Below are 11196 nucleotides of genomic sequence, written 5' to 3'. Positions count from 1 at the left end.
GTCGAGGGGGGCGAAGGGTGGTCGCGTGTCTCATCGGAAGATCTGGTTGCCGGAGCGTGAGGCGCGAATTGTCGAATCGTTTCAGCATATTTGAACCTTGATGTCAACCACCAGAAGAGGTACTGCAAGTTTTCGGCGAGGTGGTTCTGTCTCAGTTTCGGCCGTTTGGCTGCTTGTTTCTGGTCCGTGTCCTTTTTAGAGTTCCGATCGGCTTGTGTTCGCTTGCGGTTCTGGGGGGAGATTGTTATGGCTGCACTCCGGGGGCGTTATGCGTGGACGCGATTTTTTCGCTCGTTTATCGCGCCCGTCGTCGCGGTGACGTTGGTGGGGTCGCTGACGACGGCACCTATGGTGTCTGCCGCGTCGCTGGTGAAACCGCCAGTTGTGCAGAAGGTGCCGCAGGTTCCGGTCACCGCACGCTCGTTGTCGCCTCGACCGGCACCACACAATCCGCCCGACGCTGCGAAAGCCACTGCGTGGCCCGTCGCCGGTGACGCGGACGTGGCCGTCCCAGCCCCCGCGCCGCCATCCGCCGATAAGACGCTTTCCGCTGTACCGCCACGAGTTGCGGTGCCCGGCATTCCCGCGTCATTGAGACGGCGGGCACAGCTGGGCACGCCAAGGAATTCCGCGACGGTTGCGCCCGTGCATGTGCACTTGGCTGATCAGCAGGCAGCCCGGCAGGCCGGTGTCGCCGGTGTTTTGTTCACGGTCAGTGGCGCGACCGATGGTGTGTCGGTCGACATGGACTATTCGGCGTTCAAGGACGCCCTCGGCGCCGGGTGGGGCAGCAGGCTGCGGTTGGTCCAGCTTCCCGACTGTGCGCTGACCACACCGACGGTGCCCGCATGTCAGATCCAGACCCCGGTTGCCGGTTCCACCAACGACCCAGTAACGCACACCGTGTCTGCCGACGTACCCGTAGCGTCCGCCAGTTTGCCACGCCAACAGAGCCCGATGAGTGCGTCGGCGACAGCGTCTGCCGGGACTGTCGTCATGGCAGCGACCGCAGGTTCGTCCGGCTCGAGTGGTACGTTCGAAGCTTCCTCGCTTTCTCCTTCCGGTGCCTGGTCGGTGTCAGGTTCCTCCGGGGCGTTTACCTGGTCGTATCCGCTGGCTGGGCCGCCAGTGTCGGCCGGCTCCGTGGCGCCGAACGTGGCGTTGTCGTACAACTCGCAAGCGGTCGATGGCCTGACCGCGGGCACCAACAATCAGGTGTCCTGGGTCGGGGAGGGTTTCGACTACGAGCCGGGCTACGTCGAGCGGGTTTATCGCGCCTGCGCGGACGACACCACCTTGCCTGCGGAACAGCAAACAGGTGACCGATGCTGGGTCAACGGCGGGAAGATCATCAACCTGAACTTGGGCGGCCAGACCGTCGCCCTCGTGCAGGACGATGCGACCGGGGCCTGGCATCCGGCATCCGACACCGGCGATCGCGTCGAGCACCTGACCGGCGCGACCAACGGCGCACTGAACGGCGAGTACTGGAAGGTCACGACAACCGACGGAACCCAGTACTACTTTGGCCGCGACAGCGGGCCCGGCTACACCAACCAGGAAACCACGAAGTCCACCTGGACACTGCCCGTCTACGGCGCCCACCCAGGCGACCCCTGCTACAACCCGACAGGCTTCGGCTCCTCTTCCTGCACCCAGGCGTGGCGCTGGAACCTCGACTACGCCGAAGACACCCACGGCAACGTGACCATGTACTACTACGCACCCGAAACGAACTTCTACGGCGCCAACAACGGCACCAACGGGGTTCCGTACGTGCGCGGTGGATACGTGACACATATCGACTACGGTCTGCGGAACGAGAACGGCACAGTCTACAGTGCCGCAGCGCCGGACCAGTACGTGTTCACGGTGGGCGAGCGATGCGACCAGTCCGGCGGATTCCAGTGCACGGACGCGAACTTCACGACCGCTAACGCTCTGCACTGGCCAGATGTCCCCGTTGACCAGAACTGTGCACAGGGCGCGGTCTGCAACACGCACACACCGACGTTCTGGTCACGCAAAATGCTGAACACCGTGACGACGCAGTACTACACGGGTACGGCCTACACCACTTTGGACAGCTGGTCGCTCGCGCACCTGTTCTACACCGCATCGGACCCCTCGCTGTGGCTGTCGGGTATCACACGCACCGGGTACGCCGCCGACCACACCTTGCTGAGCCAGCCGGCGTTGTCGTTCACCGGTGTGGTGATGGACAACCGGGTCGCGGGGTACAACGGGCAACCGTCGATGTCGCGGTGGCGGATGAGCACAATCACCGCCGAAACCGGCCAGCAAACAGTGATCACCTACAGCGCACCGGAATGCACCGCAACCAACGTGCCCGCCGACCCGGCACAGGACACGATGCGGTGTTTCCCGGTGTACTGGAACCCTCCGCTGGACAAGAACCCCGTGCTGGACTACTTCCACAAATACGTCACCACCGAAGTGGACGTCCAGGACCCGAACAAGCTGTCGCCGACCCACACGACCACCTACACCTACCTCGGCACACCGGCCTGGCATTTCGACGACAACGAGATCGTCAAGCCCGCCAACAGGACCTATGGCCAGTTCCGCGGATACGGTCAGGTCGAGGCCCGAACCGGCGGTGGGACCGAGCAGAAGACCCTGGCCCGCACCACCTACTTCCGGGGCATGAACGGCGACACACTGCCCGGCGGCGCGACCAGGAACGCCACGGTCACCAACTCCCTGGGTGAAACGGTTCCCGACACCAACGACTTCATGGGCAACCCCTGGGAATCGCAGACCTTCAACGGCGATGGGGGCACGGAACTCACCGCGACCGTCACCGACCCGGTCGTGCTGGCCGTCACGGCCACCCGCGCGAGAACCGGCTTGCCCTCCCTGACCGCGGGCATGGTCCGCGACCAGCGAACCCGCAAAATCACCGACCTTGGCGCGGGCGGGACCCGCACGCAAACAGTCACCAGCATCTACGACAACGTAGGTCGCGAGGTGCGGAAAACCGATGCCGGCGATGGTGTCCCGACCCTGTGCACCGGCACCTCGTACGCGGACGACACCGGAGCGTGGATCCGTAACCTGGCGTCGGAAACCGTGGTCTCACAACAAACTTGCCCAGCACCGGGCACGGCGCAAGCTCCTGTCGTGTCCGACACCCGGATCTACTACGACGGTGCCACCACGCTGGGCTCGATCACCAAGGGCGATTCGACACGGACCGAGCAAGCGGTCACCAACAACAACGGCACCCTGACCTTCGGCACGACCGCGACGGCGACCTTCGACGCCTCAGGCCGGCCGCTGACCAGCACGGACGCCCTCAACCACACCACGAGCACCACCTACACCCCTGCCGACGGCGGGATACTTACCCAAAAGGTCATCACCAACGCCCTCAACCAAACCGTCACCCAGACCCTCGACCCGGGCCGGGGAACGATCACCTCGATCATCGACGTGGCGGGCCATCGCACCGACCTCACTTACGACCAGCTCGGGCGGACCACGGCGGTGTGGCAGCCTGGCCGCAGCAAAGCCCAGGGCGCGGGCGCGAACACCATCTACACCTACCTACTGCGCACCGACGGGCCGGAGGCGGTCACCACCCAACGGCTGGTGGACACGGGCACCAGCACCGGCTACGTCACCTCTGTCGAGCTTTTTGACGCGATGGGGCAATCGCTGCAAACCCAGGCCGATGCTGAAGGCGGCGGCCGGGTCGTCGCCGACAAGTTCTACGACACACACGGCTGGGCCACCCGCACGAACAACCGCTACTACACCAGCGGTGCCCCCACGACCACCGTCGCCTCGGTCGCGGACTCAGCGGTCAACGACCGCACCATCAACAGCTACGACGGTGCCGGCCGGGTCACCCTCGCCACCGAATACAACGGCACCACGCCGACCTGGACCACCCGCACCGTGTACGGCGGCGACCGGACCACGACCTTCCCGCCCAGCGGTGGCGTGATCACCACGACGGTCACCGACATCCGTGGGCACACGACCGAAGCACGCCAATACACCGCGGCCCCCACCGTGAACGGCAGTGTCGTGTCGGGCGGCACCTACCAGTCGACCAGCTACCAGTTCGACCCCATGGGCCGCACCACTACGGTCACTGATCCCAACTCCGATGTCTGGGCCATTACCTACGACCTGCTCGGTCATGCGCTGACCCGGGCCGACCCGGTCAGCGGCACCAGTCAGTTCGTCTACGACCTCAACGGCCAGGTCACCTCGGCGACCGACGCGCGTGGCCAGACTTTGGCGTACACCTACGACGCGCTCAACCGCAAAACGGGCGAGTACTCCGGCTCAACGAGCGGGACCCAACTGGCCTCGTGGCTTTACGACACCGTGCAACGCGGAAAGGTGACGTCGACTACCCGCTACACACCCAACGGGAACTACGTCACCGGCGTCCAGGCCTACGATGCGACGGGAAACGCGACCCGCACGTACGTCCAGCTCCCGACATCCGAAGCCGGCCTGGGCGGAAACACCTACCTCACCAAGTACACCTACACCACGACCGGTCTGCAGTCTTCGGTGACACCGGTCGTCGCGGGCGGACTCGTCGCCGAGTCCATCGTCACCCACTACGACGCGCTGGGTAACCCCATCGACAACCAGGGCTACAACACCTACCTCGGCGCGGCGTCCTACACCGCCTATGGCGAACCGTTGCAATACACGCTCGGGGTGAACGCGTCCACGGCCTGGCTCAGTTACGGCTACGACGCGCAAACCCGGCGCGTCACCAACGTGAACCTCTCGGCGCAAACAACGACCCGTCAGATCGACGACACCACCTACTCTTACGACCCCGCGGGAAACGTCACCCGCAGCGTCGACGTCCAAGGCCCGGCCGGTTCGCCGACCCAGACCCAATGCAACACCTACGACGCGCTACGCCGACTGGTCGAGTCCTGGACAGCCACGGACAACTGCGCCCAAGCGCCGCAAAGCGCGACCATCGGCGGCCCTCAGCCGTTCTGGGAATCCTGGACGTTCGACGCGATCGGCCGGCGACTGACGCAGACCCAGCATGCGGTGCCCGGTCAGAGCGGTGACAGCACGACGACCTACTCGTACCCGGCGGCAGGTCAACCCCAGCCCACAGCGTTGAGCGGAACAACAACGACCGGGCCGAGCGGTACCACCACGGCGGGCTACACCTATGACGCCAGCGGGAACCAGACGACCCGCACCTCGGCTGTGATGGGTAACCAGACGTTGAGCTGGGACGGGGAGGGTCGCCTGGCGACCGTCAACAACTCCACTGTCGGCACGACCTCGTATGTGTATGACGCGGACGGCACGCAACTGCTGCGGCGTGATCCGAACACGACCACGTTGTTCCTGCCGGGCGAGGAGATCACGTACAACTCGGCCACCCAGGCCACGACCGGGGTGCGGTACTACACCGTCGGCAAACAGACGGTGGCGATGCGCTCCGGTGGTGCGGCCCCGGTCTATCTGTGCAGCGACCCGCACAGCACGGTGGCCACCACCTACAACCCCGACAACGGTACGGTCACCCGTCGCACCATGGAGCCCTACGGCAACCAGATCGGCGCGACCACCGTCACCGTCGGTGGGGCCACCACCCCGGGCCCGTGGCCGGACCAGCATGGATTCCTCGGAAAGCCGCTGGACACCACAACGGGGCTGACCGATATCGGGGCCCGCAAATACGACGCGGCAACGGGCCGGTTCATCTCCGTCGATCCGATCCTGGACGTGGCGGACCCGCAGTCGATGACCGGATACGGCTACGCCGACAACAACCCTGTCAGCGGATCGGACCCGAGTGGTCTTCTGATGATCGATGGGTGCGGCGTCCAGAATACGGCATGTTTGGGTGATCAAGTTCACGCTGGTAAGTCGACCTCGAATAACGGGGCGCCACCGGCTTCGGATGTAGGTAGGCAATCTGATGATGCTGCTGTTGATCAGGTGCTGGCTGGAGAAGGGATCAGCCAGGACCAGATCAATGCGGCGCGAGCAACCAAGAAGAGGTCGATCTCGGACGAGTTGCTTACGCTGGCTAGTGACTTGCTGAAGGGCCTGATCGGCTATGACGACATCAAACGGTGCGTGAACGGTGATTTCGCTTCTTGCCTGATCACGGTAGTCACGAATCTGCCGTGGACGAAGGTGATTTCGGGTGCGCAGAAGGTTTTACGGTTCATTCCGCGTGCCTTGCAGATAATCCAGGATTTCCGTCGGGAAGAGCAGGCCGCCGACCGGGTCCTGCACGCGGTTGTCGACGCCGAGCGGGATGTCGCTGAGGAACGGCGTTTGGCGGATGGCTGTATTATTCGCAATAGTTTTCCCGGTGACACGCGGGTCGCGATGGCTGATGGGAGCCGGAAGCCCATCGACCAGGTGCGTGTTGGTGATGTGGTCACCAACGGCCAGGCTGGCGGGATGGCAGGTGGTGGTGATCAGCGGCATGTGGTGACCGCGGTGCACGTCACGTACACCGACCGTGACTACACCGACGTGACGGTGGATACCGGGCATGGGCGTGGCACGGTGACCGGCACGGCCGGGCATCTGTACTGGGACGCCACCACCGGCCTGTGGACCCGGGCGGACACGTTACGGGTGGGGGATCGGTTGCAGACCGAAGACGGTGCGACCGTGTCCATCATCAACCTGCGTGACTACACGGCTACAATGGTCACCTACAACCTGACCATCGACCAACTCCACACGTATTATGTGCTGGCGGGGAATACTCCCGTTCTCGTTCATAATACGGACGGACTGCAAGATCCGATCGGGCTTGGCCCGGGCTATACCGCCCGCATGGACAAGTTTCCTGTCGGCCAGGGCGTAGACTTCGAGATTCATGTCTACTACAAAGGTAGCGAGATTGGCATCTATGGCAGCAATGGATGGTTCGCTAAGCACGGAAAGAGTGCGGACGTTTCAGTGCCTGAGAGTGTTGAGAATCGCCTCAAGGGAAAGGCGATCGAGTTCATGCGTGGCTCCGGGCGAATCGGCCCTAAAGGCACGGAAGACATCTCGGGCGACAAGTGGATGCGACCGCGTCTTACCGGAGGTTGTTGATGGAATTCATCAAGGCTGAATGGAATCCAGAATGGCGAGGTTTCTGGACGGACCCTAGCGGTTACATTGCGGAGTTGCCGAAGCTCGCGCCTGATCTGCCGAAAGGTGCATTGGCCTTCGCTTCGCACCCTGATCACTATGATTTCGGAAGCTCGAGATGCGTCAAGGATCTGAAGTTTCTCGATGTATCAGTTGCCGTTGAACGCGGGGTGTGTCTTGAAATTCGTTTCGGTCCTAATGAGTGGAAACACGACTCTGGACTCGTGATTAGCTATGCGCAGGTCTCTCGGGTAAATATTAGGGTCCATGAAAGCGGATCTTCGCTCCAGGATCTGGGAACTGTTCTCCTCGATGAGATCCTTCCGGAAGGGTTTGGGTGTAGTCACGAGATCTTTCTGACGGGTGGGGTCATCTCAATTTCCTGCGCCGATCTGAATGCTCGCTGGGGATAGGTTGAATCATGCGTCGAATGACGGAATGATTCGCTAAAGATGCGGAGCGGTCAAATGTCAAGAGGCCCTCAGTGGGCGGTTCCCGGCGGGGGCCTCTTGGGGGGTGACGGCATCCGTTGACGGAAACGTCAGCGGACATGGCCGATTCAGCGCGGTGGTTCCTGGCCGTCCCGTCACCATCACCGACCACGACTCCGTCGACCTCACCAATCGACCCCGTCAAGGCTGGTCTCGGCGACTGGGTGCGGGCCTGGTCGGGAAGGCGGCAGCCACCCTGGCAGCGGTGACCGCGGTCGCAGTGGATGCGAGTGGCAGCGCGACCGTCGCACCCAACCGGTCAGCGGCAGTCAGCGTGCGGATGCCGATGCCCACCCGCTCAGCCTTTCGCTGGCTTCTACGGCAAACGATCCCGCACAACACCGTGACCCGCTACGGCTTCACCGGGTGACGGTGACACCCCCGATCTGACCTTCGGCGACAGCCGTCTCACCTCGATCTCTCTGTCCTCCCCGGTGCGGTGTTGTTCAGGACGCCATGGGCACGATCGTGACCCAGTCGTCGGCGACCTACGACGCCGCGGGCAACCGTTTGTCCACAACAGACGCCCGCGGCAACACCACCACATTCACCTACGACGCGACCGGCGCGATGACCCAGGAGGTTGCCCCGGTCACGGCGTCCTCGGCGATCACCACCTCGTTCGGCTACGACACGGCGGGCAACCGGACCCGCTACACCGACGGCCGCGGCAACGCCCTCATCTACACCTACAACCCCTGGAACAAACAGGAATCATTGATCGAGCCGACCACGGCCACCTACACCGCCACGGCCGACCGCACGTTCACCACCAGCTACGACGCCGACGGCCGCCCCGTATCCCAGACCCAACCCGGCGGGGTGAGCGTCACCGCCACCTACGACTCCCGCGGCAACCTCACCGGCCAAACCGGCACCGGTGCCGACGCCACCACCGCGGCCCGCAGCTTCGGCTACGACGCCGTCGGCCGCCTGATCTCCGCCGGCACATCGGCCATCGGCACCTCCGGCACCACCGGGTATGTACCGGCTTCGAACGAGACGTTCACCTACAACGACCGTGGCGAACTGCTCACCACAGCCGGCACCGGCGGCTCGTCCACTTTCGGCTACAACAGCGACGGGCTGATGACCTCCCGCGCCGACGCGACCGGAACCACCAGCTACACCTACGACAGCCAGCGCCTCCGACGCGTTCGGCCAGATGATCAACCACAACGGCCAGGTGTATGCCTACGACGCGCTCGGGCGGGTCCTCACCGACACCCCCTCCGGTGGCGGAAGCGGGATCACCTTCGCCTACAGCGGCGCCGGCAACACCGTCGCCTCCGACGGGTCCAACACCTACACCTACGACCCGGGTAGCGGTGTGCTGGGTATCGGCGTCGCGGCCACGGGCGGTGGCACAGTGTCCGGCAGCGGGGTACTCGCCTTCGTCGACCAGCACACCGATGTCGTGGGCCAGTTCACCGCCACCGGTGCCACGCTGACCGGATCAACCGCCTACGACCCGCTGGGCAATGTCCTGTCCGCCAACGGGCAGAAGGGCCGTCTAGGTTACCAGTCCGGCTGGACCGACAGTGGGACCGGCAAGGTGGACATGGCCGCCCGCTGGTACAACCCGGCACCGGCCAGTTCATGAACCGCGACACCGTCGCCAACGACCCGGTCCCCAATTCCGCGGCGGCCAACCCCTTCGCCTACGTCAACGACAACCCGATGACCGGCACCGATCCCTCCGGTCACGGCTGGTTCGACTGGGTCGGCGACGCATGGAACGCCGCCACCAGTGCGGTGCCGCAGGCCGCGACGTGGGTCAACAACAACGTCATCCAGCCCGCGGTCAACTGGGTCGACACCAACATCGTGCAACCGGTGGTGCACGTGGTGCAGACCGTGGTGAACCGGGTCGTGGATGCCTATCACGCGGTGACACGGTGGGTGCGGCGCACTTGAGCAACGTCATCGACTTCGACGAGATCGTCGCCGCACAGTTCCACGACGAGCCATACCCGTGGGCGTACTACAGCAAGGCGTTGCGACCCGCAAGGCCTGGCCGAGGTCTTCCCCGACGCCGGCGCGGTGGAGATCCGCCTCGTCCGGCACGCTCCCGGCGACTGGCTCGGCCCGCACACGGATCGAGCGGACAAGCTGTTCAGCTACATTATCAACTTCAACGAGGAGCAAGACAGCGGCGGCGCTGCGTGGGCTGGTAAGTCTCGTACCAGGTGAAATCGGCCCCCAGCACGGGCAGCACCAGCTCGAGGAGCTCCGGGTTGCCCAGGAGGTCCTCGTCAGCTACTACGCCAATCCTGAGGCGAACCGCGAGACGCGCACGCCCGACGGGTGGTTCAGGACCGGTGATCTGGCCTTCTTCTGGCAGGGTATCCCGGTCGGGACGCTGCACGGCCTACCCGACAACGGTTCCGCACAGGCGCTGGATGAGGCGTTGATGTGACCGCACCGCAGAGAAGGACTGAGGAACAGCCCGATCGATGAACGGCGATATCGCGGGTGACACCCGCACCGGACAGCTCAACCGCGTGGTAATCCTGGGCACCTGTGGCTCAGGCAAGTCGACTTTGGCGAAGAAGCTGGCGGCCAGGGCCGGGTCCGAGCACATCGAACTCGACGGTCTCCACCACGGCCCGAACTGGACGGCCGCACCCATTGAGATCTTCCGGGAGCGGGTGTCAGACCAGACCGACGGGCCGGCCTGGGTGGTCGACGGCAACTACATCGACCTGGTCAGCGACCTGCTCTGGCCCCGGGCCGACACGATCGTCTGGCTGGACGTTCCGTTGCCGTTGATCCTGCTGCGGATCATCCGGCGAAGTCTCGGCCGGATCCTGCGGCGGACCGAGCTGTGGAGCGGAAACCGCGAGACGTGGAGCAACCTGCTCGGGAAGGACTCCCTGGTCAAGTGGGCGGTGAGTTCGCACCGGAGGCATTGCGCCGAACTGCCCCTGAGGTTGGCGCCCCCGCGGCTGACCGGGGTGTCGGTGGTCCGGTTGCGATCTTCGGCCGAGGCCGACCGGTGGTTCGCCTCGCTACCGCCGCGGCAGGCCTGACCGACCGTTGACAGTGCTCGTCCGGGCGGCGTCCGCGCCCGGACGAGGGATCAGGAGCGCGGCCGGATCAGCTCGCCAGGCCCAGCCGGGTGGCGAGAACCCGCCCGAGTGAGGCGGCGATCGTCTCCGGTGACCGTCAGGCCGCGAAGGGCCTGCTCCGGGTCGCGGATGGCCAGCCGCTGCGACAGCGGCAGGTCCGCCAGGTACAGGTGGAGCAGCAGATCCGGCAGCTGATGCGGATTGTCCCGGTCACGCGCGGCCCGTACCCGCCCGGCGGGCAGGCCGGTGAACGGAGCGCGATGCCGTGGCGCAGGTACGTCTCCCGCACGAACACCTCGTCATACTGGTAGGCGGTTTCCGCGTCGTTCAGCTGGAACACGGCGGTCCCGTCCGGAAGAACGCACTACCCGGGGCGGTTCACTTTTCCAAGCGCGTGCCCCTGGTATGAGGGTTGCTGCGGCATGATGTGCGGTGTGATTGACGAGGTGGCGGCTCGAGCCGTTGCGGATGAGGTTGTCAGACGGACCGCCGCGAATGTTGGTCTTGAT

The 11196-nt window shown here is 64.6% G+C and carries 7 protein-coding genes; all 7 read left to right on the top strand.

The window, feature by feature from the left end; translation table 11 throughout:
• Window positions 1–246: 246 nt before the first annotated feature.
• The 7 genes from FNH05_RS21235 to FNH05_RS21205 all read left to right on the top strand — a co-directional run bounded on the left by FNH05_RS21235 (window position 247) and on the right by FNH05_RS21205 (window position 10998).
• Entirely contained in the window at window positions 247–7086 is a 6840-nt protein-coding gene (locus FNH05_RS21235; RefSeq protein ID WP_144590462.1) for an RHS repeat-associated core domain-containing protein, read from the top strand.
• On the top strand, window positions 7086–7538 hold the full coding sequence (locus tag FNH05_RS21230; RefSeq protein ID WP_144590461.1) for a hypothetical protein: 453 nt from the start codon (window positions 7086–7088) through the stop codon (window positions 7536–7538). Before FNH05_RS21235 ends, FNH05_RS21230 begins: the two co-directional genes overlap by 1 nt.
• Window positions 7539–8072: 534 nt before the next feature.
• A complete protein-coding gene (locus FNH05_RS21225) occupies window positions 8073–8942 on the top strand; it encodes an RHS repeat domain-containing protein (protein ID WP_144590460.1) in 870 nt (289 codons plus the stop codon).
• A gap of 4 nt (window positions 8943–8946) precedes the next feature.
• Window positions 8947–9219: an RHS repeat-associated core domain-containing protein gene (locus FNH05_RS38180; RefSeq protein ID WP_186382662.1), complete on the top strand. Its 273-nt coding sequence runs from the start codon at window positions 8947–8949 to the stop codon at window positions 9217–9219.
• Window positions 9216–9533: an RHS repeat-associated core domain-containing protein gene (locus FNH05_RS21220; protein WP_144590459.1), complete on the top strand. Its 318-nt coding sequence runs from the start codon at window positions 9216–9218 to the stop codon at window positions 9531–9533. Before FNH05_RS38180 ends, FNH05_RS21220 begins: the two co-directional genes overlap by 4 nt.
• Window positions 9534–10072: 539 nt before the next feature.
• Window positions 10073–10648 carry a P-loop NTPase family protein gene (locus FNH05_RS21210; RefSeq protein ID WP_144590458.1) on the top strand — a complete coding sequence of 192 codons (576 nt, stop codon included), beginning with the start codon at window positions 10073–10075 and terminating at the stop codon, window positions 10646–10648.
• An 89-nt stretch (window positions 10649–10737) separates the two neighbouring features.
• Window positions 10738–10998, top strand: a complete 261-nt coding sequence (locus FNH05_RS21205) for a hypothetical protein (RefSeq protein WP_144590457.1) — start codon at window positions 10738–10740, stop codon at window positions 10996–10998.
• The last annotated feature ends 198 nt before the right edge of the window (window positions 10999–11196 follow it).

The sequence above is a fragment of the Amycolatopsis rhizosphaerae genome (assembly GCF_007713715.1).
In the GTDB taxonomy this organism is placed as follows: domain Bacteria; phylum Actinomycetota; class Actinomycetes; order Mycobacteriales; family Pseudonocardiaceae; genus Amycolatopsis_E; species Amycolatopsis_E rhizosphaerae.
The sequence above is the reverse complement of the archived record's forward strand: the minus strand, read 5'-3'. Positions and strand labels throughout refer to the sequence as shown.